Below are 25,025 nucleotides of genomic sequence, written 5' to 3' on the forward strand. Positions count from 1 at the left end.
AATATCGTAACAATTGTCAAATGTAGTTCTGAGAACGAGTTCATTCTTATCTAAAAAGGGGCTTATTCGGTCATGGATGGCTTCATCAGATGATAGATGGTTGGTTGTGTTTGAACTTAGTGTGGTAGACATCACATTCCTCCCCCCTGAGGTACATATGCGATCCCTATATGAACTGGATATAAATAGGAATATTATGATGTCTTTCTTCGAATAACTTTGGACTATGCATCAAGGGTTGGAATTAATCCTAATCTTATCCTTTCGTTTCTATTTAAATTGGAATTCCATATGTTTACGTCGGTAAGCAGTAGGGGAGCATCCTGTCCATCGTTTGAATTGTTTGCTGAAATGCAGACCGTCCTGAAAGCCAAGCTTCGCTGCGATTTGATCGAGGGATTGTTCGGTGTTGTTAAGCTCAAGTCTAGATTGATGAAGAATCATATTGGACATATAAGCTTGCGGTGACATACCGAATATTCTACGAAATACCCGATAGCAATAGGAGGGACTGTAACCTAGTTCATCTGCCATTAGGGTTATTGTCCGTTTGGCAATCTGTCCAGTACGAGCGCCAATGCTGCCGCCCTTGACTGCGAGCTCGATCTGTTCGGCCATCCTATAAGCAATTATGTTTCCAGAAGGATCCATTCCATGCTCAGCAGGTGTTTCATTGAAACTACCTAGAATCGCGAACAAGGAGAATAGCTGGGAAATCAACTTCAAGCGGATAGCCGGATGTCGCATATCTTGACCGCGATTGTGCTGCAGCATATGGATCAGCTGCTCGAATGGTACGCGAATCTCCCTCTCTAGTGCGGAATCTCGTCTATGCAGACCGCTACGATGCTGAATGAGGATCGTGCGAAGCATATAATCCTCCACGTCGAAATGCAAAGTGAAGTATGTAATCGGCTTCTCACGGGTACCAATGATTTGACGCCTCATGCCGGGCTTAATGATTAACAGATCACCCTCTAGCATCTCAAAAGTTTGGTCTCCAACTTGAACATCTTGAACACCCTCTAAGAGAACATTGAGTTCGAATATGGGGAAGTTAAGAGGATAGGTCCACCAAGGAACAAGTGTCTTCCTCCAATGTGACTGATAGATCTTAAATGCCGAATCCATGTTAGGAATGTGGATCGTATCGTAATTCGGAGCCTCGTATAACATGAATTCCCTCCCTGAGCGAATAAATTTGAACAAATTGTCCATATATCTAGCATAGCATGATCTGTCCATATTCTGACATGCAATGTCCATTCTAGTCGTACTTTCTTCGGTTCATAATTAGATTAATTCCTTGTAGGAGGCGATTATTAATATGATTAAGAAGTTGCTAGGCATCTGGACCCTTTTAGCTATGCTTGCTGGTTTGTGGGGGGTTCAGTCAGCAGGTGCTGCAGACAAATTAATTAGCAATTTCAGTTTTGAGAACGGTCTCACCGGTTGGTCCACATGGGGTGGGACAAGTGGGCAAAGTTCCAGCACTACGCAAAAGCATTCCGGCACATCCAGCGCCAAAATTACCGACAACGTCACCACCACGCAGTACGGACTCGAAAGCGCCAAAATCGCCATTTCTTCCAACACGATCTACATGGTCTATGGATGGGCATATATTCAGAGCGGCACTGCGGACTTGTCCATCCGATTCTATGACAGTAGCCAGAATTATATTTCAAGCACCGTTGCGTCCAAAAACTCGCCGACTAATGAATGGACGTATTTGAAAGCAAAAGCAACTTCTCCATCCAACGCCGCATATGCCACAGCACTTGTATCCTCAAGCGCCGCGAATACGGGTACGGCTTATTGGGACGATATTTACTTGACCTCCGCCTTTACTGATCTCGGCGAGCAAGTGTTTGGCGAAGCTCAGCTTCACTCGGCTGTCTTCGGGGTTGATGGATCCGGCAACGGAGTCATCTATGCGGTCGCTGACGGTTCGACATCCAATCCAACCGGTGTGCCGGCCAAAATGACGATTGTCGATTACAACAATAACACGGTCGTCACCTCGAAGCCCTTGAATGGCTCCGGCGTAGCTTGGGCGGCGATACGAGCGACCGACAACAAAATCTACATGGGTACCCCCAACACTGGCCGCTTGTATCAATATACGCCGGGAGCCGCGAACGTAGTAGATCTGGGTGTTGCCTTATCAGGCCAGAACCACATTTATGCACTAGCCGCCGGCGCAGGTGGCAAGGTCTTCGGGGGAACAGCTCCGAATGCGAAGTTTTTCAAGTGGGATAGCACCAATGGTTTTTTCGAAATTCAAGCATCCAATCCGGTTGCCGCTGGGGAAACGTACGTGCGCAGCATGGCTTATGACATAGCGAACAACCGCACCTATCTCGGTACCGGCACCGACGGTCGACTGATGTATTTCGATAATGATACCGGGAATCGATACAACATCCTGCCTAGCGCCTATAGTGGGGAAACTTGGGTGTACTCGTTGGATTATACGGGCGGCAAGGTATTCGCTCAGCTGAAAGAGAGCAACAAGATGATCGTCCTGAACGTCGTCCATAACACCGGCGCCGCTCCTACCGTGACACTGGACAAAGAAATCTCGGCCGTTCACTCGCTAGGCGTCTCCAATGCTGTGAACAACAAGGTGTACTATACCGCTGACAGCATTCTGCATGAGTATGACATCGTAGCTAAAATAACCACTTCCCTCGGCTTCAACCTTGGAACGAATGTAGCAGCCGATATTGGCGTCGTCCAATTGACGGACCAAACGAACTGGCCGGGTTACACGGTTGTAACACTGGGGTATGTCAGCGGGGAGATGAAGCTGTTCAAGTACAACATTCAAACCGGCGCCACTTCGACCACCGTGCTTGACTTCCCGGATACGTCCACATCGATTCGCAGCATGACGGAAGGACCGGACGGCAAAATTTATACAGCCGGCTACCTGACCGGTGGTCTCGGAGTGTACTCACCGATCCGTGGCGATCTGGACGAAACGAAGTTCGGCTTCGGGCAAGCCGAGAACATGATCACATACAATGATAAGTTGTACCAAGGCGTGTATCCGGGGGCTCGTATTTATGATTATGATCCGATTACAGGAGTGAAGAACCAGTTGTTCGAGCTCAGCGGCGACGAACAGGATCGACCGTTCGGCTTGGCGGCCGGTGACGGCAAGCTGTTCGTCGGGACCGTCCCTGGGTACGGCCACCTGGGAGGAGCCTTGACGGTCTATGACATTGCAACCGGCGCCGTCAACACGATCCGCAACATAGTCAACGATCAAGCGGTCATCGCACTTGCCTACTACAACGGCTATGTGTACGGCGGCACCTCGATCTGGGGTGGCAACGGTAGCACCCCGACGACGTCGCAGGCGAAGTTCTTCCGTTACAACGTAGCGACCGGCGCCGTCAACACTTATACGCTGCCAGGTGTAGGCTCCAGTGAGATTCAAGCGATCACCTCTGTGTCACTTGATTCCAACAACAAAATTATGTTCTGGGCGGAAGGTTACCTAATGAAGTATGATCCGTCTACGAACACCGTTACCAATAAAGGACAGAAGTTCCCGATCAATTACACCGTCGGCCAGCAAAGCTTCGTGTTCTTCGACGGGCATATGCTGATCGGCAAATGGGGCGATTTGTACGGCTCGATTGGCGGCAACCTCTTCGTTATCGACAGTGCAACAGATGCCGTGTCCACAATCTCTACCCCGGTAAACGCAAGCGGCATCGCCCAGGATGAATTCGGCAATCTTTACTTCAAGAATGCAGACAATCTGTGGCGGTACGCATTCTAATCCTTGACCAGATAGAATAGAAGAAGCCTGCGAAGTTTCGCAGGCTTTCTTCATGTCTGAATGTTACCACACATAGTGATTTTGTCTAGGTGCAGTCAACTTGACACCTAGCCGTTTCGCAGCCGTTCGAGACCAATAAGGGTCTCGCAATAACTGTAGTGTTGGGTGACAAATAAGTTTTGAAGTGCAAGAAGCCAGCAAACATAGAGTTTGCTGGCTTTTCTTAAAAAATTGATTTACAAATTAAGTTTTGAAGTGGTGTTTTCAGGTGGAACCCCCCATTACAAATAAGTTTTGAAGTACTTCTGGCAAATGAACATACAGTGTTGCCAATACCCACGATACTCCACTTTGTTTTTCCAGAGTTGATTTCAGTTTCAAACAAAAAAACTATTCTAGTACCTCATCCGGGGGATCTTGCGTCAAAGTAAACTTAAGTGTAGTTACTTCATTAATATTGTTCTTATACAACATAGATTTCTCAGGGACACACAAGCCTGATCTCATACAATATCCTTTTATTGCTTCGTGATACCAATCCTCACATCTGGGATCCAAAACAATTGAATCAATAAGCTCATTTGGATCCAAATCTAAAAGTATATTTTTATTGTCTTCCTGGATATCTATAAATTGTGCTAATAGTCTCACTTCTTGTTCGTGATTAAAGGCATTGCGTTTTAAAAGTGATCCTACAAAGTCAAAGTCCTCGACAATGGAAATTTCTGAAGCTTCTATATGCCCATCTTCTAAATCATCATAATATACGACTGATGCAATTAATCCCACTTCTATACCTTTAATAGTTGCTAATTTCTCAACTGTAGTTTGTATCATTATCCCATCTTTATTCGGTGAATATATCCTCCAGAGAGCATCAGATTCACCATTTAAGCTCCAACATTGGCCATAAATATTTTCAAAAGTAAAATGGGTTCCATAGACATCTGATTCTCCATCGAAATCTACACTAATATTCCTAAGCGGTGATTCCCATGTATCCTCCCAATCTATAACTCTAGTTAAATAGGTTTTTTACTTTCAATTAATGAAATAAATTGTTTAATATTAATATATCGATATAACTTTGTATTGGCTGATAATCCTGATGCGATTAAAAACTCATTATAATCAATCAATTTTGCTTCCTCCAGCTTCAACTTGCTCTACATATTCTTCAAAAATGTGACCAGAAATATAAATGGATATCTATTTTTAGTATAGCTTAAAATTATTTTGAGGTAAGAAAATTTTCAGATAATTCCAAATAAATTGAATTAAAAAAGCACCTTCATATTACAAGGTGCATCATAATATAGCATTTATTTGCCTCTCAATGTCGTTATCTTCTGGGTTTCGCATTATTAACAAGCCCGATATCATAACCCTCTCGAGGAACTACACTAAACTTTTTAACCACATACTGCTCCAATTGATCTTCGAGATTCTCTGGTAAATCATTATCAACAATAATAATTTGAAAATCATAGGTTTCTAGCAACTGGTCACACATCTCTTTTAAATAAGCAAAGATGTTATTGTACTTAAGTGGATCATTTAGCCCTTCGACAATGTCTTCAGATTGATCAGTTAGTTCTTGATATTTTGATTTTGTCTTTCCTATATATTTACCAACAGTATCAATCATTACAATACTTGGATAATTGGTTTCACTATGCAAACTATTTCTTAGTATACTTAATAAGTATCCTACTGAGACCAAAGTTCGTAATCCACCTGATGTCAATTTGGTATAGTCTTTTTCTCTAACAATTGGAAGAAGTGTATTTTTACTAATACTAATCCCATAAGCATTTTTAATTGGGATTCTAGTTAGGAAATCATTAAGATAATCCCCAATACTTCCCAGAACTCCGTCCATAGAAGGTGCATTATTTGTTAAGTGTTCGAGTTTCGCTAATAACTCATCAATTTGGCTTGCTAGTTGCTCGGATCGAATAGTAAGTTCATTAACCTGATTACGAAGCTTGAGTAAATATTCCACTCGTTTAATTTCTTCTGAAATTTCCCCTTTTCTTGTACTCAAAATATCCCTCTGTGTTATGTAAGGAGATACAAATTCCTTTGTCTGTATGTCAAGAAGTTGTTTTGCTTTAAATATCTCTTCTTTATTTGTTTCAATATCAGAAACTAGAGCAAAAATATTCCCTCTATCCTGCTCAATCAAAAGAGCTAATTCTTTATCGCGATTTCTTAAACTTTTTATTTCATGTTCTATAGCTGAGGAATCATAGTGACTAAAAAGCTCATTAAATCGCGCTGCTTTCAATTCACTATCACAAATCGGGCAATTAACATGATTTAACTCATGATTGGGCATCTTCTTAATTACCTCGACTGAGGCTGATAACTTCTCAATATCCTGTTGATAGTCCTTTTTCAACCTCAAATTTTGATCAATTTGCGTTTCTTTATACAATTTATTCATTGTTAAATCATCCAAGTAACTTTGCTTTACAATAATAAGCCGACGCAACTCCTCATCTTGTTCGTTATTAAACTTCATAACATGAGTGATTTCGGATATTTCCAAATCAATTAATCTCAAAGAATCCTTAAGATCGGACAATTTGAACTCTAGTGATTCGGATGTTTCTAATCTAGCCTCTCTTAGAAAAGATGTGATAATAGTAAATTGTTGATTTATTGACTGTTTGCTTCGATTTTTTTCTCCAATCTCTTCCTGAAGTACCGTTATTTTATCATCTAATAGGTGATGCATAAATTTGAAGGTTTCTTTGTTCTTTACAAAAACAGAGAAATTTTTCTGATCTAAAATATCTTTATTCCCAACTTCATCTTGATCAAGGTAGCAAAATTTAAATAAATCACGAAAACTTAAAGGAGCCATTTTCGAATCAGCTTTTGAAGGTGCCTGTTTTAACTTTACAAGAGGAATATTCAAAGAATTCAATAAAAACTGGGATAAATGTCCATTTATAGACTCTTTTCTCGGATGAGGACCATATTCTTTCGGGAAGACTTGAGCCATTCTCTCAATTGTTGAAGGAAAGACTTCAACCAAAGCGTTATTATCAAAAATGTCTCGCTTAATCGTATAAGTTTCTCCATTTAAATCCAACTCAAGTAGAGCATACTTACCATGCATTTCAATTTCATCATACAGGGCTACTTCACTTGCCCCTAATAAATAATCGATTAAATTTAATATACTTGACTTACCAGTATCTGAATCACCGTAAATAATATTTAGTCCTTTAGAAAAATTAATTTGGTAATCCTTTTCACGACCTACTAAGATGAGCTTATTAATAATCAATTTGGGAGATAAGTTTTTCTTCATTATTTTGACAACACTCCATAATTTATTGAATTTATTATTTTCTGCAATTGGGTATTTGATAATTTTTGAAGAACAATTAATGTTTTGCTTAGTGACTGGGTTCTCAAAAAGTAAGGCGATTCCAACCCACTAAGAAACTCTTTTCCAGGATTAGTTGAGTAATAAAAAATATGCCCTTCCTTATCATGTTCAGCGGATACGTATCCCCAATAAAATAGTGAATATAGAATCCTCTTAATAGCTCCTGAGTCATACAACGAAGCTCGATTAGGAAATAGTGAGCCAATAGTATCTTTTTCTTCATCTTTAAGTTCCATTAGTCTACCCTGACCTTCTGCATTTAAGACTCCTTGAAGTAGCACAGGATTCTTTAAGAGGTGATCGTACATTGATAAACGGTCTAAATTTAATACAAATTTACCTTTTTTAGTATAAGCCAGTTCATTAATTACAATGAGTATTCTTGCAAGTCTAAGATTATAATCATTATCAGGAATAATAAAAGGTAGCGTTATCATAGCCCACGCGCCTTTCTAAACTCTTCAATTGTTTGGATATTGTGACCCTGTGCCCACCACAAATCTTTATCCAGTTTATTCATAAGCTGATGTAACATGCCTGTTTTATGTAAACTACTTAATAGTGGAATGGCACATTTTAATAATTCTGGCTCCTTAACAATCTGTTCGTGGACATATGTCACCAAATGGTTACTGTCCTTCAATTCGTTGCTCATCAGTTTTCCAAATGCAATTGAGTAAAAGAACTCAATTTTGACATATAAATCTGTTAATAAAGCAATGGCTTGCTCACCTTGATTTACTAGTATTTTCCTCATATATTCAGCATTAAAAAATGTCTGCTTAGCGCTACTTATTTGAGAATTGTGAACATCTGCCACCAGTAATCTTATAACGAATATCTCATCATCCAACTGGCCTTGATCAACAAACTCCTGCACTTGCAATGGCTGTTTAGTTACCGACGCTTTAGCGAATTTTTGTAGCACCGATCTTGCAGCGACGTAAACTAATCGCTCCTTATTACTTGGTCTAGTTATTGTATTGTGATCGTCGTCACAAGGAACTTTTTCTGGCTTCTTAGACTGAAGTAATATTGCACTTTCCTCTGTAACAACATCATCATATTGGCCATAAAAGCAAACTGTAAGTGGAGTATTTGAATTTTCAATCCATGCTCTGTTAATTTGGGTTAAGACAGAACTAAGTGGATTTAAATCTACCGCCTGAACATTTTTAAATAACTTCTCACCCAACTTTGACCAATCAGTACCTAAGTGGGGAACAGCCAAAGAAATGAACAGCTTTACTTTTGCTAATTCTCCTTGCTCAAGAAGCTCACTTAAAATATAAGACTTGGCCACAAGTCCACCCATACTATGAGCAATAATAATTATATTTTCGTATTGCTCACATTGATACCTAATAACTGCTTGGACAAACTCTCCTAGCTTCTCAATCCCAAGATTCCTTTTAGCTGCTCCTGGGGAAAAATTAAACATTCGTAGTATTTTATTAGTCTTTGATTTAATGCCATACAAATCTATTAGCGATGTATAGTATGAAATATAAGCTATGTCAAACTGGTTACGAATATCAGATTCTTCCAGAAGCATATTTGGAAATCCTTCTCCATGTTCATTCTTCCAAGTTTCATTACTACCAGTAAAACCGTGAATAAATAATACTAAGTTTTTATTATTTTGTTTTGAAACGAATTCTATTGCACCCATTCATCCAACCCTCGCATATCTATCTAACTAGTATTAAAAAATTAAGTCTTTATTCCTATGATATGACATTTTAATGTCGAATACAGTCGAACAAACGCAGTAAACGTTAAAGAATTCATAAAGAATTACACACTGAACAAATATACAGAACACTCGTACGGTTCTAGATTGTTTCCCTATGTCCAAACGATCCCGTCATTTTTTAATAAAACTGGTATTGTTGTCCTAATTATTTAACTTTTTTAGACAAAGTTAGTACCATTAGATGGCATTCTTATGCTGGGTGACACACTGGTTTTGAAATAAAGAAATCCAGCAAGTCAATAGAGCATATTGAATATTAATTGAGATCCCTATAGTAAAAAAGTCAGTAATGCCGCGGCACACTGACTTTTAATTATTTAACTTATAACAAACTTTACATATTACAAAAACAAGGAAGCATATTTCTACTAACTGATTGCAAGATTACTTTGATCCAATTCATAAAAATCATACTTCAGTTTACTCAACTTAGGAATTTCAGGAAGGCAAACAAAACGATTTTAACCTCAGAAATCCTGCTTAGAATACTAAAAAATATAACAATTCTCTCATAATCCTTATGATGGCTTACAAACACTTTTTCAAAAGCGTCTATAAACAACATCTTATTCCATGCGTTTTTAAAGCGATTACTACTAGCTGAATTATTTGATCAGCATTCATTTGTTTCTGAAAAGTAATACTAAGATTTGATAATAGATTAATTCCAAATTTTTTTAGTGTTGACGGAAGTGCTAACGCAGAATATAAAATATCATTATTACTAGCATTTTCTTTAACATATTCTAAAGCAGCACTCGTCTTACCCACTCCAAAATTACCTATTACATAAAGTATATCCTGATCTGATTTTCTGAATAACTTTACTTTCTTAGAAAATTCACTATAACCCCCATTGCTGATCATCAAATCCGATTGCCGTCAATAATTCTTTTTATATTAAAAGCCCTTTTATATATTGAAACAAAAGCTCTTTCTCTGCGTATACAACTGTACGGAGGGGACTTAATGCAAAGCGAAAACACTCAATCAGTTAATAATGAAGATCAAAGAAATACTCATAATTCAAAACATTTAGGAAGAGTACTTGGTGAGATAACAGTAATATTTGTGCCCATTTTTACCTTTCTGTCTTATTTATTTACTACAAATATCAGGAAGGCTTCAACGATTATTATTCAATACCCAGTATGTTTATTGAGATTAATATTACTAGCATACTAGAGAACGTTTTTTATATCGGAATCATCTCAACAATAATTACATTATTAACTTTCTTCTTTATATCAATAAGAAGTGGAGTTGTTATCAGAAAAGCCATCATATTGTTAAATAAATTAAAATTCGGTTTATTCATTGCTTTTCTATTATTAATATTGTTAACCGCTTTTTTATTAAGTGATGCAGATACCACCTGGGAAAAATTTTGGATTTATCTTGTTGCAGCAGTTGTTCTTTCAATCTTATCTTATTTAGGGAGATGGATATTTCTAAAAATTAATCATGGAATTGATATTGCTACTGAGCAAGCTAGAAATAGCAGCACTTTATTTTTTACAATTTTGATAGCAATTCTAAGTATGAGACTGTCGATTAATTATTTTGAGGGGTCCCAATTCCGTTAAATAGCTGAGAATCGTTCTGCCAAGTCATTTCTAATCGATTAAGTATTTTTTCGGTTTGAACTAACTCATTAAAATCGATTGTAGGGCAAACGCTTGGGAATTAATCGACAGTCTCAGTATTCTAATTACTTATTTATGTTTATTATTTAGCTATTTTGGGCATTTAAAGGCATATCAGGAATCTATCTATCTAACTTCGACTATTGATTCTAAAAAATGGTTCTTATAAATACATATAAAGACTCATATATTTTTGAAGAGGTAGAGAAGTTGTCAAATGGAGAGTATCGATTAATTAACAACATTAAAATTGTAAAACCTTATGATAAAAATCAGTCCATTGTAACACTTCAAAGTGAGGTACTAGGTACCTTGAACAAATAAGATAACTTTCACAATTGGTTGTACGATAGGAGTATCATTTTCCTAAGTAGAAATATCTCTAATTCAATATCGTTACTTTATATTGTGTTTTGAATTCATGCCGATCATTTGTTGCAGCAATAGAAATAGCAGTACTCTACCATTTCTATTGCTGTGAGTTATTGTATTCAATCTTCCACACCAATCAACTACAGCTTTTCCCTAAATACGCCTCTCTCTTCCTTCTTCGCTAACCTAACTTTCTCGAAGTCCTCAATGCTGACTTCCATACTTTCCAATAACCCATACACAACTTCAAGCTCATCGTCTTCATTCGAATGAGTAAATTCTATTATTTTCGTAATTCCATAAAAACTAAGCTGCGGTATCTTTACCACTACCTAGCGCTATTCCTATTTTCGTAGTAGTAGTAGTAGTAGTAGTAGTAGTAGTAGTAGTAGTAGTAGTAGTAGTAGTAGTACCCCCCCGCCCATTGACATTCCTCTCTCCACGTAATAAAATATTTTTACGTAACAAATACTTTGTACACGGAGGCTATCCTCTCCATGCCACAAGAAAAAGATATCCAAGACAGCTATTGCATCCATTCGCCCGAACAGGCAACGGTGCTGCTCAATCCGCTTCGTGGTGAAATCATCGCTCAGCTACTTGAACCTGGATCCGCAACGGAAGTCGCGCGCACATTAGGCGAGACCGCTCAGCGTATTAATTATCATCTCAAAGCGTTGGAAAAAGCCGGCTTGGTACAACGCGTAGGCACACGCCAGGTTCGTAATTTAGTCGAGGTGCTGTACCGATCCATCGCCAAAACCTTCGTGCTCGCCGAGTCTCTCAGCATGAAGCCTGAAACTCTGCAAAAACTGAAGGATCAAAGCTCACTCGCACATCTCATAACGACTTCCGAGCGAATTCGGCGAGACGCCATGCTGCTCATGGAAGAGTCCGATGTCGGGGACGTTATTCCGAGTGCGACCTTACAGTTTCAAGTCCACCTATGCACCGAGCAGGAGCGGCAGTCATTCATTGAAGAATACACCGCAATGGTTGGGCAGCTGGTGACACGCTATTCAAGCAGCAAGGAACAGGAAGCTTATCAAGTTTTGCTTGCCGTATACCCCAAACCGAAAGCATGAGGAGGTATTTGCATGGGTCAAGAAAATCAAGATAATCAAGAAACCAAGTCCCACCCAGCTTCAAATTCCAAACAAACCCCTGTTATCACTTGGGAACAGCCACAACCAACTGAACTTAAACCAGATTCCTCAAGCAGTAATGTGATCGACATGGATACTTACCGCCGATTGAATCCCACTACCATAGACACCGAAGCTACAGTGACCGTGCGCGAATTGCCCACTCTTTTGAATGAAGAAACTGTTCATCTAATCATTATTTCTTCAGGTTTTGGCCAAAAGCATGCTATGCAAACCAACACGATTCATTGCCGAGCTGCTTAATCTGCTAAAATATGTAGTCCATTAAACAAAAAGAACCTAATTTCCATATATGAAAGGATGATTGCAATGAGCTTTATTCCTATGGTTGTCGAACAAACCGCGCGCGGCGAGCGCTCGTATGATATTTATTCCCGTTTGCTCAAGGACCGCATCGTATTTCTTGGTACAGAAGTAAATGATCAAGTTGCGAACGCGATTATTGCCCAACTATTGTTCCTTTCCGCGGAAGACCCCGAGAAAGATATCTCCCTCTACATCAACTCACCTGGTGGATCTACCTCAGCAGGACTTGCGATTTATGATACGATGAACTTCATCAAACCAGATGTCTCCACCATTTGTGTCGGGATGGCCGCATCCATGGGTGCTGTTCTCCTCACAGCCGGTGCTCCTGGTAAACGTTTTGCACTTCCCAATGCAGAAGTCATGATTCATCAACCTTGGGGGGGCGCTCAAGGGCAAGCAAGTGATATCCACATTCGGGCGCAGCACATTCTCAAAACGCGTCGCGTTCTCAACGGCATCCTCTCACAAACGACCAAGCAACCGATCGAAAAGATCGAGTTGGATTCCGACCGTGATTACTTCTTAGATGCGGAAGACGCACGGGTGTATGGATTAATTGATAAGGTCATTGAACGCATTTAACAGCACGCAACTATTAAAATAGGGCAGCACCTAAGGTCATTTATCTGACTTTCGGGGCTGTTCTTTTTTATATCACCACAAATTGGGTAATATATCCGATATGCAGTTCACAATAAAGAAACAACAAACCAAGGAGGTTACGATGTGTCTCGTATTGTTCAAGTCGATGAACGCCCACCATTAGGGGAAAGTATCGTACTTAGTCTACAGCATTTATTTGCGATGTTTGGATCTACCGTGCTGGTGCCGATTTTGTTCAAGGTTGACCCTGCCACGATTCTGCTCATGAATGGGATAGGTACGTTAATTTATATTTTTATTACAAAAGGAAAAATACCCGCTTTTTTAGGATCAAGCTTCGCATTCCTTTCACCTGTTTTCATCGTTCTAGGCTCCAAAGGTTACAGTGCCGCATTAGGTGGATTTCTAGTGGTTGGATTGATTTTTACCATTGTGGCTTTATTAATTCGAGTCGTTGGCACGAGCTGGATTGATATTGTTTTTCCCCATGCAACCATGGGCGCAATCGTTGCAGTGATCGGGTTAGAGCTAGTTCCGACAGCAGCCGGCATGGCGGGTCTTATTGCCCCAAACGGTGCTCCAGCGGGCTGGTCACCTGATCCGACCGTTGCAACCGTATCCATTTTTACATTACTAGTCGGTGTTATTGGGTCCGTTGTATTTCGTGGGATATTAAAAGTTATTCCGATATTGGTAGCTATAATAGCTGGTTACGTGCTCGCGGCCATCTTAGGCTTGATACAAATTGGAGACACTTTACGAGCCGCAGATTGGTTTAAAATCCCTACCTTTTACAGCCCCTCGTTCGATTGGCCGAGTATATTAATTATCGCCCCTGCCGCCTTAGTCGTCATTGCGGAGCATATCGGGCATTTGATCGTCACCGGGAATATGGTCGGTAAGGATCTGTCCAAAGACCCTGGCCTGAGCAAGTCTTTGCTAGGAAATGGTGTCTCTACAATACTTTCCTCCTTCGTCGGCTCAACGCCTAACACCACTTACGGTGAAAACATCGGTGTCATGGCTATCAGCCGCATTTACTCCGTGTGGGTGATCGGAGGCGCCGCCATTCTGGCGATTATCCTTTCTTTTGTAGGAAAAATAGCCATTCTCATTCAAACAATTCCAACCCCCGTCATGGGCGGGGTATCCTTGTTACTTTTTGGCGTTATCGCTTCTTCCGGAATCCGAATGCTCGTAGAAACCAAAGTCGATTACGCCAAACCAATCAACTTAATTCTAACCACCGTTGTACTCGTCATCGGCCTCAGCGGCGCAACGTTGAAATGGGGGCATTTTGAGATGAAAGGAATGGCCTTAGCTACGGTTGCCACGATTGTACTCAGTTTATTTTTTAAATTGTTGGAGGTTTTGAAGCTTTCCAATGAGTAGGGGTTGGTGGCGAGAAAGAGTGGGTGGTGAGATCAGGTGAGATCAGGTCAGCCAACTGAGGAAGAGTGGTGCGGGGCGAACAAGCCATCCTCCATACAAAAGAGCCCCGCGACACGCCGCGGGGCTCTTCCCTATATATGCCGTATCCCATCCCGGGATACGGTCAATTTCTCGTATCCACCTTCGGTGATTAGATACGTATCTTCAATACCCACGACCCCGCGCCCGGGGAAAGTGAACTTGGGCTCGATCGCGATAACCATACCCGGTGCCAGCGGATATTTAAAACCCTTGGCGAGAACGGGTAACTCGTCGATCTCGAGCCCGATGCCGTGACCAAGGAATTTCACTTGGTCAGCGCCGTACCCCATGAAGTTGGCGCTAAGCCCAGCTTCCTGCACTTGATCCAGCGCGAGCAGATACAGATGCTCGGCGATCATACCTGGCTGCAGCCTAGCTTCCGTGGCGCGGAGGACCTCCTCCGCCACGTCATAGGCTCGCTGCAGCTCAGGGTCTAGATCACCGATCACCAGCGTACGCGTCTGATCGATCAAGTACCCGTCGATGGTGCAACCAATATCGACGAGGATCGGTTCGCCGCGCTGAATCAGCGCGCGGCCCGAGCTTTGCGGGCTGGACGGGTGAAGCCCCGTGCCCCCGGCCGGCCCGTCAAAATACGTCGGCACCGCTGCCGACGCGCCTGCCGCGACCATTCCGGTTATCAACTCGGAATTGTACGCGCGCATGCGCATCAGCCCTTGGTGCCCGCGCAGCCTGAGCTGATGCTCAATGAGCGCCATCAGCTCAAATTCCGCCATCCCCTCACGAATGTGGGCGATGACCGCCTCCAGCGCGCCGTCCACGACGCGCGCTGCCGCCCGAATCGCCGCGACTTCGTCCGGCGATTTGATCATGCGCTGCTCTCGTACGAGCAGCGAGCCGTCCTCCCAGACCGCGCCGGGCAGCGCGGTCTGCAAACGCATGTACAGCTGGACGGGTAACACGTCCAGCTCCGTCGCCACACGCAGCGTCCCACCAGCCGCTGCGTCCACGCCCCCAGCTCGCGCGCGAAGCCGCTCGCCGAGCGTTTTCCAAGAGCCAAGAGCTTCAACATCCGCTGCCGCTTCCTCCTGCGCACGTACCAAACTGCGACGAACGAGATAAATCGCCTCTCCCTCAGTTGGAATGAACAAATACCCCGTCTGCATCGAGCCACAGTAATAATATATATCGACATGGTGCGTGACCAGAAAGCCTGACCACCCTCGCTTGCGCATCTCATCTTGCAGCCACTGCTGCCTTTGCTGAAAAATTGTCATAGAAATCAACTCCTATATGCCGTAGATTAACACCTCAATTTCACATTATACATGGAAATAACCGCTATCGCGCAATGGACACTCTATGACATCTCTTTCCCCTCAATACACCATCTCCGCTGAAGACTTAATCGTCCAAGTAATCGGCTGCAACACCGCATACGTTCGCGGAAACGCCAGCCGAATAAACATAATAACACCAGGGCGTTCCAACGTAACCGTGTAGTCCCTCGCATCATCTCGATACGTGTAGGGAAATATTTCCCCCTCGTTAACCACCTTAAAGAAGTCTACAACCACCGCGCTTTGCAAAAAGGTATCCGGCAAGGGCTCATTATCTGCATCTAAGCGTAAATTCCCCTGCAAATACGCCATCGCAGCCTCTTTAGCTTTCACCTCTTCAATGGCATGAATTCCTTGTGCCAGCTTTACCATATCACTTTGCTGTGCAGCCGCATGTACCGCATGATTCAACCCATGCTTTCCCTGAAAAACGGTATGCATCGCTAGTTCTTCATCCGTTTGTAAGGCATACAAAGACATAAACACCACGCTCATTAGCATCATTAAAAGCAGCTTATACACGCCGTTCCCTCAACTCTCAAGGTACATATTCACTCATCTTCATACCGGTTGCCCCCATGCGATCTGATGTAGCAGGTACCGGTATACCGATAAGTTGATCAATTACAAAAAGCCGTTGATACGGATACGTAATCGTTAGCTTCAGACCTGTTCCTCTCCAAACAGGTGTATTCGCATCCATTCCACTAACGCCAGAGTTGGTTCCAACCTCATAAGTAATTTCTCCAGGTACGAAACCTCTTTCCGCCATACGATCCCTGGACTCGGCAATCATCGCTGCATTGATATACCCATGGCTGCCATTCGCTCCGACCTCGAGCATATAATCGACTTCCTTTTGCAACACGGCTTGTCGAACTATGATGACATGCTTATACACCGGTGAAAACATAAACCAACAGAGCATCGCAGCAAAAAGAATAAACACCAAAATCTGCTTCATGGATTAATCCGCTCAATTGACACATTTATTCTCGCTCCGCTATCACTCACTTGCCTGCGCGTCCCCGTATTTCCTCCAACAACATCGATATAAATACCGATAACGACCATTACCAACAGCACCGTAACAAGAATCGACCTCATCCATTACCCACCGTGCTACGGTTGAAGTGATGAAATGTTTGTATTCGCTGTCGCCCCGTGCGTGCTTATATTCCGTCTCATTCCCGTGGACCCGTCATTAATAATCGTAGTAAACAAATAAGCAACCACGATCAGCATCATTACCGTTACCAAAATATTTCTCATATTTTCGCGCTCCTAGTGTAATTAGTTAATAGCATCAAATAATCGTTGCCCTTCAGCGATCCACGGGTACATAAATACCCGAAATGTATTCAATATCGGCAATCCTGCAAGTACGAAAAGCACATAAGATACCGTTTCTTTCTTGCTCTCACGTATTAATTCCATTTTCTCTTTATAGTCCTGAATACGTTGTTTCAACAGTTCATAATAGTCCCCGTGCTCATTCAACCTTAGCGCATTCAGTGTCTCACCAAAACTATGTGCTTCATCGGTCCCCAGTCTCTTTTTAAAATGAACAATCGCCTCCTCAGCTCCCTGATACCACTCATTCAGCAGCAGCTCGACATGAGCTCGAATCGACGTCGTTTGACCGACACATAAAGACAATTTGTCATGCAAATTCAATTTCGAATCATTATAGTATAAGAGCTGTCGACTGATCGCATAAATATCCCGCACGATGCGCTGGGACCGCTTTTCTTTTAGTATCGTAAGTACTTTTTGATCCCACATTAGAAAAATCGACAGCACCACCGCGCTAACAAGGACGTACGCAGGCTGTATTTGCAAAGCGAGCCAAGGATGCTTGAAGGCCGCATATCCTATAACTCCAATAAGCATCGCTAATACTAAAAGCAACCTTCTCGCACCCTCATATAGGTTCGCATTCATCCAAATTCCGCATCCTAACAGCAACTGTCGCTTCGTCTCTACAACTTTCGTACTCATCCCCAGTAAGGTATACAATTGCGAGGGAATTTTAATCTCTTTCAGCGTGTTTTTTACCTGTAAGGATCGCCATCTCCTTTTGCGAACAGGTATGAGTTTGAGGACATGATAGATCATCAGCATGACAAGCATAAATAATACAAAACGTGTAGCATACTGCAGCACAAGCAGCTGGTTATTGACCATAACCAAGGTATTCACCTCCTTACATTCTTCGCATAGACAAGTAGATTCCCATCAAAAAAGATACAAATATCAACAACAACGCATCCAAAATCATATTCCGACCAGCAGGGTCGATCACATAATATAAATAAGCGTTATCCCCATTTACTTTAAAATTAATCCACATAAATAAGACCATAAACCCGATTGGAGTAAAATTAGCAATACGGATTTCCAATAATCGATTTCTTTCAATTTGATCAAAACGCTGTGCTTTACGCATATCTGTAATAAGTTCCTTTAGGCTATCCCCCACAAAGCTTCCTTCTTTCAATGCCACTCGCATAATCCCGGTAAAATAATCCGCCCAGATGTGACCCAACGACAAGGAGAAGATGCGCAAGCTTTCCTCTGTGTCCCTTTGCGTCATCAAATGACGATATAATTGCTCGAAAACAGGCTTAATCGGATATAAAATCCGATTTTCCTCTATACAATACTTCAGCGCAATTTTTATATTTTGATTAGGGTCAATTAAGTAAGACTGATAAAAGACTTCGACAGCAGGAAGAAACTCTAGCCTTGTTCGTAATCGGACACTCACCAGCTTCACTCGTAGCAGCAAATAAGGTATCGAAGCGCCAATCATCGTCATCATAAGCGCACCTTTTATGGATTGGAAAAACAACCCGCCAGCCAACAAGCCGAATAACAACCCCACTAGACTGATTGTCAACATCACCTGCATGCTTATTTTCGATTCGACGGCTTCTAACAACTCTTTAATATGCTTAGATATCCAGCCTCTTGTCTCCAAATAAGCGGTTAATCTCGCGCTAAAAGTGGCGTTTCTTACATAGTAAAGCCTAAACCTCGACTTGCGTTGTCGGATAAACAGCTGTAGCAGCGCCCTAAAACCCACATAAACGAGCACAAATAACAACAAGAGAAAGACATATTTAGCGAAAATCACTGCTCTAAACCGCCTTCTTTCCCTTCATTTTCAGTAAATCCGTGCTCCATCAACAGCGTGAACCAAGCTTCATCCACTTTTCTTATTCTACGCGAAGCATGAAGCGACAATTTCCCGGGAAATGTCCATATGTCTGTCGAGTTGTCATAAAGTGCTAGATTCGTGACGAAAACGCCTTCATTTTCATAACGATATTCGACGATTCGCACAATCTTTCTTTTCCCTTGAACAACCTGCATTTCAATGCCGATATGTGTCACAAATTCAGTAATCCGCTTCGTCAAGCGCTTGGAATCCATCCCTCTGCCATCCAACATGCACATATCTGTAATGGCATCTGGCACATCCTCCAGCTCACTCACATGAACCGTTGTCAAACTGCCCTCATGACCACGTGTACAAGCACGAACATACAAATTAGCATCTTCGTCCCTTATCTCTGCATGACATATGCGTTTAGGAGACTGCCTTAAGGCAAGTTTAAAAGCCTGTAGGCCCGAATGCCTCGGATCTTCCTCGTCTATTTCGTATTCGACGATATTTTTATGGGGAAAATCTCGCTTTAAGTGCAATTCGAATCGGGATTCAATCGTGATTATTCGCTCATTATCATTCATTTCGGCAATAATTGCCTTGAGTAGATTCGTTTTTCCTGAGTTTGTCGGTCCAATAACGACCATATTGAAGTATGTGTGGATAAAACATCGAAGTAATATCTCCATGCGGGCATCCATTGTGGCCAGATCTGGCGAGGTAAGAGAGTTTAAATCAAATCTTTTAACTGTGTAAAAGCGTATTGTCAAAGTGGGTTCAGCTGTAAATCCGAAGCCCGTCATCGTCACACGCGAGCCATCTTGCAAAACCACCTCAGCCCAACGTTTCCTAGGATTAAGAGTGTCATGGTTGAATAACACCAAATTTTGTTGAATCCTTTCTAGTTCTCGGACGGATGGAAGCTCATACGCTGATGGTCTAGCTACTCCTCCACGCACTTCAAAAATCCGCTTTCCCACCACCTGTATCTCTTCTAATCCTTCCTTCTGTTTAAGGACAAGCTCAAGCACATTTAAGCCTATTATTTCGGCAAAAATCGCTTCAGGCAATGTCGTATATCTGCTGGTTCGAGGTGGAATATCCGAAAGTCTTCTTTTCGATACAAGATCATGAATGATAGCCAGCAGCTTGCCACGGTCTTCTTCATAACCCAGAATTGCGCGATTCAGCGTCTCATTGTACAACTGTTTCTCAATTTCAGATCTGCCTTTTAAGGCAACAAGCTCACTCCGAATATCCTGTACCCATTGCTGAAAAATAGCTTCCTCACCAGTACCTACATAATCTTGACTGTTCACGGTTACACGCACACTATTGTTCCATTCACCGACTTCCCCATCGGGATGCCTAATGCCAGCAACCTGTTGTTTCAGATCGTGATTTAAACCTACCACAGCTTCTTCCGTCCTACGTTCATGCATGTACGTAATCATCGAAAACCTTTTCCCACTCACTCCTCTATCCTCCTCAAATGGTTCTAGCTAACCACGCGTTTGCCCGTGATAAGCTTCTGAAACCAAGTATCATGCCGAATATTCACCCTCAAAGGCAACTTATAGAAATCAGCAAATTTCCGCGCTACCCCCCTCACTTCTTGATGCATAGGATGCGTGGGGTTCAACATCTCCATGAGCTTACCTTGGTTACAACGAGCGAGGGCATCCCCATGTCTACTGACATGTCCAATCAAGTGCAGCTGCGTTTCTTTGCGAATATCCTTAATTGTGAATTCGCTTTGCTTCGCATTGCGATCCGTTTGCACGGCCATCAACTCGAATGCATGCGGCTGCAAGCCAAACACTGCCCCAACCTGGCGAATCCACCTCGAGAAATCCTCCTGAAAATGGGCAATATCCCCGGTCGTGACGACAATTTTGCTGTCAGCTTCAAGCAGACCGCTGACCGTCGCCGCATTATCCCAATACGCGCTGACTTCAATAATACAGATATCGAAAGCGCCACGCGCCACCCGCAACAAATGGATTATTTCCGATGGTGTAAAAAACTCCGCCTGCTCACGCAGCATATTCCCATAAAGGATATGCAAGCCATGCGCCTCCTTCGGCTTATCACAGACGTGGAGCAGCCTCTCCGGGGTTAAGCTTTGTGCCTTAAGTTCCGCTCTCAACCCATCTAATGTAAAATAGTGCTCTTCGCGTCCGAGATAGCGATGCAGTTTAGAACTTTTGAGATTCAAACACAGATAACCAACCTTTTTCGATGTCTCCATCGCTAACATGGCAGCCACACCAAAGGACGCCAACGTCGTTCCAATATTCGGTGTAGAGCCAACGAACGTAATTAACTTACCAGGAGGTACCTTCTTCGAGCCCCCCTCACTTGCCCCATCCACCCATGCGCGAATTTCATCTGCAATCGCAGCTGTACTGCGGCCTGGAAGAATATAATCCAGCTTCATCAGTTTGCACATTTTCACATACTTCTCATTGATCGAGCCATCATGATAATTCGAAAGTAACACGATGATCTTCATCACTTCATCCTGTCCTTGCAAGCCTTCAAGCAACTCCTCAAGCTCCCCGTACACTAGCTCCCGATCTGATAGAATGACATGCGAGTAAGCATGCTCTTTTAATTTAGTTCCTAAATTATTCGCATCCGAAAATATTTGCCACCCAAACGGTTTCTCATACACCACATTCGTAAGCTCATCGACTAACCGTTGGTCCGTCGAAACTAAAGCGATTTGCATTGGCTTTCACCTCTCTTTTTTTGCCATATTACTGCCCTGATTCCAGAATCGACGTGGAGCTAAAAGCAATCACAAGCTTCGCCTTTTTCGCTGAACATAATTGGTCAATCTGAAGCCATTCGCTTTCCGTCAAATTCAAATTGATCTGATCGATCGCCCCATTAGCTTCCAGTCTGGAGATATACATCTTCTCCTCATCCCCCTCAACTTTGGATAGCAAATTTGAATTTTTGGGATTGTCTACCTCCACATTGGCAGATGACTTCACTGAAGCAACAGTCACTTCTTTCTCATCGAACAGCCTGCGTGAGCTCCCATCGGTCCCCGATACATACATGCGAACCCGATCTCCCGCCCGTATGCCATTCGAAACCGAAAGCAGATACTCTCTAGGAATTTGAAAAGTAGCCTGTTGCTCATTCGGTAAAAGATGATAACGATTCACCTTCCACTTTAAAATAGGTTCCCGTGTCCCTAGAGGAATCATAGCTTCCTGCCCGACAACATCAGTAAACTTCGTCATCATCTCCGAGGTGTAACCTCCTTTCTGGATCGACTTGAACTCAAGCATATCATCACGAATAAACTGGCCCGCGCGAATAAAATCCTTCGGAACCACAACCTGTACCGTCTGCTGCAGTTCTACCTGGTTCACTTGTAACACATACACACCATATACGAGCGCCCCGGCTAGCAGTGCAGCAACCACACTAATAAGCAGGCTTCTCCTGTGGTTCAATTAATCACCTCCTTTCTATTTCATCCTTTAAAAACAACAAAAAACGCAAACCTCGGAAAATTCATCTCCCGAAATTTGCGTTCTTCGCAAATCCAACTCTATTCACTTAAGTTCGAAACAATACAATAAAAGTATCACATAAACTTCCAATTTTCAACATCTATTTACAAATTAATAGGCTCTACAAATGAAAGCGCCCTGATATACCGACATTCCGATTACGAAAGTATCCACTTATTACTAGATAAGCACTCCCTTACACCAGGATTTCTATCTATGTACACTATCCCTTTGGCTCAGAAGTATCCTACTTCACAACAGCCAGACAATCCTTAATGCTCCATTTTGTAGTGAGGTCATGATTTATTCACACTACTATCTATGTACTATCCCTTTGACTCAGGAGTATCCTTCTTCATAACAGCCAGACAATCTTTAATGGACCATTTTGTAGTGAGGTCATGATTTATTCACACTACTATCTATGTACTATCCCTTTGACTCAGGAGTATCCTCCTTCATAACAGCCAGACAATCTTTAATGGACCATTTTGTAGTGAGGTCATGATTTATTCACACTACTATCTATGTACACTATCCCTTTGACTCAGGAGTATCCTACTTCACAACAGACAGACAATCCTTAATGGACCATTTTGTAGTGAGGTCATGATTTATTCACACTACTATCTATGTACACTATCCCTTTGACTCAGGAGTATTCTTCTTCATAACAGCCAGACAATCTTTAATGGACCATTTTGTAGTGAGGTATGATTTATTCATATTACTATCTATGTACTATCCCTTTGACTCAGGAGTATCCTACTTCACAACAGGCAGACAATCCTTAATGGACCATTTTGTAGTGAGGTCATGATTTATTCACATTACTATCTATGTACTATCCCTTTGACTCAGAAGTATCCTACTTCACAACAGCCAGACAATCTTTAATGGACCATTTTGTAGTGAGGTAATGATCTATTCACACTACTAATTATGTACACTATCCCTTTGACTCAGGTAATTGTAGATACCTCAGAATTTCCGTTCAAGCGGATGTCCAACTCAACTAGTTACATCTTCATGTTGTAGATACCTCAGAATTTCCGTTCAAGCGAGATGTTCACCAAACGGGGTGCATCTTCAAGTTGTAGATACCTCAGAATTTCCGTTCAAGCGAGATGTTCACCAAAACGGGTGCATCTTCATGTTGTAGATATCTCAGAATTTCCGTTCACGCGAGATGTTCACCAAAACGGATACATCTTCATGTTGTAGATATCTCAGAATTTCCGTTCACGCGAGATGTTCACCAAAACGGATACATCTTCAAGTTGTACATACCTCAGAATTTCCGTTCAAGCGAGATGTTCACCAAACTGGGTACATCTTCATGTTGTACATACCTCAGAATTTCCGTTCAAGCGAGATGTTCACCAAAACGGGTCCATCTTCATGTTGTAGATATCTCAGAATTTCGGTTTAAGCGAGATGTTCACTAAACCGGATACATCTTCATGCTGTAGATACCTCAGAATTCAACAAAAAAAGAGACCCAGCTTACAGCTGGATCCCCTCATTAACTTCTGCAAGTGTTGGCAGCGCAGGAATTGCTCCCCTGCGCGTCGTGGTCATTGCGCCGACGCGATTCGCGAAGGCAAAGATTCGCTCGGCAGCTCCGGCTTCAGCCAGCGCATCCACAACCGTAGCTGGCGTAACGCCTATCTGCGCCAGCTGGAAGAGCATGCCGCCGACAAAGCTGTCGCCGGCGCCAGTCGTATCGACGGCTGCCACAGGCACGCCGGCAATCACGACATCCTGCCGCGCGGTAACCACGCGGCATCCCTGCGCTCCCAAGGTGATCACGATCACCTTGGGCCCGCGCTGCAGCAGCTGCTGCGCACCCGTGGTCGCGTCCACGCCGAGGAGGAATTCAATCTCCTCCTCGCTGACCTTGACCACATCCGCAAGCGGAAGCTGCGCAAGGATTTCAGCCCGAGCCGCATCCGCGCTCGGCCACAGGGCTAACCGAACATTGGGGTCGTACGACACCAATGCACCAAGGTCTCTCGCTCGCCGCGCGGCGTCGAGCGTAGCGGTACGGCAAGGCTCGGCGATCAGTGATACCGAGCCAAAGTGATAGACCGCGGCGTCTTCCAGCCACTGCGACTCGACTTCGTCTGCGCGCAGCAGCATGTCCGCCGCCGGGTCGCGGAAAAACAAAAAGTCGCGCTCACCGTCCGCGCGCAGCGACACAAAAGCCAGACCGGTCTTCGCCTCATCGGTCTGCAATACCTCCGTCTGCACGCCAACGTCCTGGAGCGTGCGTACTAAATAATCGCCGAAGGGATCCCGGCCGATTTTGCCAATAAACCTAGCGTCGCCGCCTAGTTTGGCGACTGCCGCAGCTACATTGGCCGGTGCTCCACCCGCCGCCCGTCCAAACTTGCCGACGTCAGCCAATGCTTGGCCATTCTCCTCCGGCACAAAATCAATCAACAGCTCTCCCAAGCACACGATCGTTGTTTTGCCCATATCCCCAATTC

General features: G+C 42.9%; 24 protein-coding genes. 6 read left to right on the forward strand and 18 right to left on the reverse strand.

Translation table 11 applies throughout. The annotated features are described in order from the left end of the window. Positions 1-270 precede the first annotated feature (270 nt). On the reverse strand, positions 271-1,176 hold the full coding sequence (locus J2736_RS15250; RefSeq protein WP_310499456.1) for an AraC family transcriptional regulator: 906 nt from the start codon (positions 1,174-1,176) through the stop codon (positions 271-273). 190 nt (positions 1,177-1,366) lie between these two features. Between J2736_RS15250 and J2736_RS15255 the strand changes: the two genes are divergently transcribed. Next, positions 1,367-3,796, forward strand: a complete 2,430-nt coding sequence (locus J2736_RS15255) for a carbohydrate binding domain-containing protein (protein WP_310499457.1) — start codon at positions 1,367-1,369, stop codon at positions 3,794-3,796. Between the two features lie 390 nt (positions 3,797-4,186). Here J2736_RS15255 and J2736_RS15260 read toward each other — a convergent pair whose 3' ends face one another. The 5 genes from J2736_RS15260 to J2736_RS15280 all read right to left on the reverse strand — a co-directional run bounded on the left by J2736_RS15260 (position 4,187) and on the right by J2736_RS15280 (position 9,825). Further along, on the reverse strand, positions 4,187-4,810 hold the full coding sequence (locus J2736_RS15260) for a DUF2971 domain-containing protein (RefSeq protein WP_397340830.1): 624 nt from the start codon (positions 4,808-4,810) through the stop codon (positions 4,187-4,189). 328 nt (positions 4,811-5,138) lie between these two features. Beyond that, positions 5,139-7,121 carry a hypothetical protein gene (locus tag J2736_RS15265; RefSeq protein WP_310499459.1) on the reverse strand — a complete coding sequence of 661 codons (1,983 nt, stop codon included), beginning with the start codon at positions 7,119-7,121 and terminating at the stop codon, positions 5,139-5,141. Then, positions 7,121-7,639 (reverse strand): ABC-three component system middle component 4, encoded by a 519-nt coding sequence (locus J2736_RS15270; protein WP_310499460.1) that lies wholly within the window; start codon positions 7,637-7,639, stop codon positions 7,121-7,123. The genes J2736_RS15265 and J2736_RS15270 overlap by 1 nt, the downstream gene beginning before the upstream one ends. Further along, positions 7,636-8,874: an ABC-three component system protein gene (locus J2736_RS15275; RefSeq protein WP_310499461.1), complete on the reverse strand. Its 1,239-nt coding sequence runs from the start codon at positions 8,872-8,874 to the stop codon at positions 7,636-7,638. Before J2736_RS15275 ends, J2736_RS15270 begins: the two co-directional genes overlap by 4 nt. A 636-nt stretch (positions 8,875-9,510) precedes the next feature. Further along, complete coding sequence (locus J2736_RS15280) at positions 9,511-9,825, reverse strand: P-loop NTPase family protein (RefSeq protein ID WP_310499462.1); 315 nt, start codon at positions 9,823-9,825, stop codon at positions 9,511-9,513. A gap of 284 nt (positions 9,826-10,109) precedes the next feature. Here J2736_RS15280 and J2736_RS15285 point away from each other — a divergent pair, with 284 nt between their 5' ends. Beyond that, complete coding sequence (locus J2736_RS15285) at positions 10,110-10,544, forward strand: hypothetical protein (RefSeq protein ID WP_310499463.1); 435 nt, start codon at positions 10,110-10,112, stop codon at positions 10,542-10,544. Positions 10,545-11,116: 572 nt separating this feature from the next. Here J2736_RS15285 and J2736_RS15290 read toward each other — a convergent pair. Beyond that, positions 11,117-11,305 (reverse strand): nucleoside triphosphate pyrophosphohydrolase family protein, encoded by a 189-nt coding sequence (locus J2736_RS15290; RefSeq protein WP_310499464.1) that lies wholly within the window; start codon positions 11,303-11,305, stop codon positions 11,117-11,119. 168 nt (positions 11,306-11,473) lie between these two features. On the opposite strand from J2736_RS15290, the gene J2736_RS15295 reads away from it, so the two are divergent. The 4 genes from J2736_RS15295 (at position 11,474) to uraA (ending at position 14,446) form a co-directional block, all read left to right on the forward strand. Continuing rightward, on the forward strand, positions 11,474-12,061 hold the full coding sequence (locus J2736_RS15295) for a helix-turn-helix domain-containing protein (protein WP_310499465.1): 588 nt from the start codon (positions 11,474-11,476) through the stop codon (positions 12,059-12,061). Positions 12,062-12,073: 12 nt separating this feature from the next. Next, complete coding sequence (locus J2736_RS15300) at positions 12,074-12,385, forward strand: hypothetical protein (RefSeq protein ID WP_310499466.1); 312 nt, start codon at positions 12,074-12,076, stop codon at positions 12,383-12,385. A gap of 66 nt (positions 12,386-12,451) precedes the next feature. Continuing rightward, positions 12,452-13,033: an ATP-dependent Clp endopeptidase proteolytic subunit ClpP gene (gene clpP, locus J2736_RS15305; RefSeq protein WP_310499467.1), complete on the forward strand. Its 582-nt coding sequence runs from the start codon at positions 12,452-12,454 to the stop codon at positions 13,031-13,033. A gap of 144 nt (positions 13,034-13,177) precedes the next feature. Next, positions 13,178-14,446, forward strand: coding sequence for a uracil permease (gene uraA / locus J2736_RS15310; protein ID WP_310499468.1), 1,269 nt, complete (start codon positions 13,178-13,180; stop codon positions 14,444-14,446). Between the two features lie 131 nt (positions 14,447-14,577). Here uraA and J2736_RS15315 read toward each other — a convergent pair whose 3' ends face one another. The 11 genes from J2736_RS15315 to J2736_RS15365 form a co-directional block, all read right to left on the reverse strand. Next, positions 14,578-15,765, reverse strand: a complete 1,188-nt coding sequence (locus J2736_RS15315) for a M24 family metallopeptidase (protein ID WP_310499469.1) — start codon at positions 15,763-15,765, stop codon at positions 14,578-14,580. A gap of 102 nt (positions 15,766-15,867) precedes the next feature. Then, complete coding sequence (locus J2736_RS15320; protein WP_310499470.1) at positions 15,868-16,323, reverse strand: hypothetical protein; 456 nt, start codon at positions 16,321-16,323, stop codon at positions 15,868-15,870. 43 nt (positions 16,324-16,366) lie between these two features. Next, positions 16,367-16,792, reverse strand: a complete 426-nt coding sequence (locus J2736_RS15325) for a hypothetical protein (protein WP_310499471.1) — start codon at positions 16,790-16,792, stop codon at positions 16,367-16,369. Beyond that, positions 16,789-16,935: a hypothetical protein gene (locus tag J2736_RS15330; protein WP_310499472.1), complete on the reverse strand. Its 147-nt coding sequence runs from the start codon at positions 16,933-16,935 to the stop codon at positions 16,789-16,791. Before J2736_RS15330 ends, J2736_RS15325 begins: the two co-directional genes overlap by 4 nt. A gap of 15 nt (positions 16,936-16,950) precedes the next feature. Beyond that, positions 16,951-17,100: a hypothetical protein gene (locus J2736_RS15335; RefSeq protein WP_310499473.1), complete on the reverse strand. Its 150-nt coding sequence runs from the start codon at positions 17,098-17,100 to the stop codon at positions 16,951-16,953. Between the two features lie 21 nt (positions 17,101-17,121). Beyond that, positions 17,122-18,021 carry a hypothetical protein gene (locus J2736_RS15340; RefSeq protein ID WP_310499474.1) on the reverse strand — a complete coding sequence of 300 codons (900 nt, stop codon included), beginning with the start codon at positions 18,019-18,021 and terminating at the stop codon, positions 17,122-17,124. Between the two features lie 13 nt (positions 18,022-18,034). After that, a complete protein-coding gene (locus J2736_RS15345; RefSeq protein WP_310499475.1) occupies positions 18,035-18,967 on the reverse strand; it encodes a hypothetical protein in 933 nt (310 codons plus the stop codon). Next, positions 18,964-20,475 carry an ATPase, T2SS/T4P/T4SS family gene (locus J2736_RS15350; RefSeq protein ID WP_310499476.1) on the reverse strand — a complete coding sequence of 504 codons (1,512 nt, stop codon included), beginning with the start codon at positions 20,473-20,475 and terminating at the stop codon, positions 18,964-18,966. Before J2736_RS15350 ends, J2736_RS15345 begins: the two co-directional genes overlap by 4 nt. Before the next feature lie 23 nt (positions 20,476-20,498). Beyond that, positions 20,499-21,734: an AAA family ATPase gene (locus J2736_RS15355; protein WP_310499477.1), complete on the reverse strand. Its 1,236-nt coding sequence runs from the start codon at positions 21,732-21,734 to the stop codon at positions 20,499-20,501. A 28-nt stretch (positions 21,735-21,762) separates the two neighbouring features. Further along, complete coding sequence (locus J2736_RS15360) at positions 21,763-22,473, reverse strand: CpaB family protein (protein WP_310499478.1); 711 nt, start codon at positions 22,471-22,473, stop codon at positions 21,763-21,765. Between the two features lie 1,566 nt (positions 22,474-24,039). Continuing rightward, a complete protein-coding gene (locus J2736_RS15365) occupies positions 24,040-25,014 on the reverse strand; it encodes a PfkB family carbohydrate kinase (protein WP_310499479.1) in 975 nt (324 codons plus the stop codon). Positions 25,015-25,025: the final 11 nt, after the last annotated feature.

Origin of the sequence: Paenibacillus qinlingensis, assembly GCF_031455095.1 — a bacterium.
GTDB lineage: Bacteria > Bacillota > Bacilli > Paenibacillales > NBRC-103111 > Paenibacillus_E > Paenibacillus_E qinlingensis_A.

What these genes read in the sequence shown, in the direction of transcription:
- J2736_RS15320 (WP_310499470.1), bottom strand. Translation starts at nt 16,323, where the DNA reads ATGAGCGTGGTGTTTATGTCTTTGTATGCCTTACAAACGGATGAAGAA.
- J2736_RS15355 (WP_310499477.1), bottom strand. Translation starts at nt 21,734, where the DNA reads ATGCAAATCGCTTTAGTTTCGACGGACCAACGGTTAGTCGATGAGCTT.
- J2736_RS15270 (WP_310499460.1), bottom strand. Translation starts at nt 7,639, where the DNA reads ATGATAACGCTACCTTTTATTATTCCTGATAATGATTATAATCTTAGA.
- J2736_RS15275 (WP_310499461.1), bottom strand. Translation starts at nt 8,874, where the DNA reads ATGGGTGCAATAGAATTCGTTTCAAAACAAAATAATAAAAACTTAGTA.
- J2736_RS15365 (WP_310499479.1), bottom strand. Translation starts at nt 25,014, where the DNA reads ATGGGCAAAACAACGATCGTGTGCTTGGGAGAGCTGTTGATTGATTTT.
- J2736_RS15295 (WP_310499465.1), top strand. Translation starts at nt 11,474, where the DNA reads ATGCCACAAGAAAAAGATATCCAAGACAGCTATTGCATCCATTCGCCC.
- J2736_RS15325 (WP_310499471.1), bottom strand. Translation starts at nt 16,792, where the DNA reads ATGAAGCAGATTTTGGTGTTTATTCTTTTTGCTGCGATGCTCTGTTGG.
- J2736_RS15315 (WP_310499469.1), bottom strand. Translation starts at nt 15,765, where the DNA reads ATGACAATTTTTCAGCAAAGGCAGCAGTGGCTGCAAGATGAGATGCGC.
- J2736_RS15280 (WP_310499462.1), bottom strand. Translation starts at nt 9,825, where the DNA reads ATGATCAGCAATGGGGGTTATAGTGAATTTTCTAAGAAAGTAAAGTTA.
- J2736_RS15265 (WP_310499459.1), bottom strand. Translation starts at nt 7,121, where the DNA reads ATGAAGAAAAACTTATCTCCCAAATTGATTATTAATAAGCTCATCTTA.
- J2736_RS15250 (WP_310499456.1), bottom strand. Translation starts at nt 1,176, where the DNA reads ATGTTATACGAGGCTCCGAATTACGATACGATCCACATTCCTAACATG.
- J2736_RS15335 (WP_310499473.1), bottom strand. Translation starts at nt 17,100, where the DNA reads ATGAGAAATATTTTGGTAACGGTAATGATGCTGATCGTGGTTGCTTAT.
- J2736_RS15300 (WP_310499466.1), top strand. Translation starts at nt 12,074, where the DNA reads ATGGGTCAAGAAAATCAAGATAATCAAGAAACCAAGTCCCACCCAGCT.
- clpP (WP_310499467.1), top strand. Translation starts at nt 12,452, where the DNA reads ATGAGCTTTATTCCTATGGTTGTCGAACAAACCGCGCGCGGCGAGCGC.
- J2736_RS15330 (WP_310499472.1), bottom strand. Translation starts at nt 16,935, where the DNA reads ATGAGGTCGATTCTTGTTACGGTGCTGTTGGTAATGGTCGTTATCGGT.
- J2736_RS15285 (WP_310499463.1), top strand. Translation starts at nt 10,110, where the DNA reads ATGTTTATTGAGATTAATATTACTAGCATACTAGAGAACGTTTTTTAT.
- J2736_RS15255 (WP_310499457.1), top strand. Translation starts at nt 1,367, where the DNA reads ATGCTTGCTGGTTTGTGGGGGGTTCAGTCAGCAGGTGCTGCAGACAAA.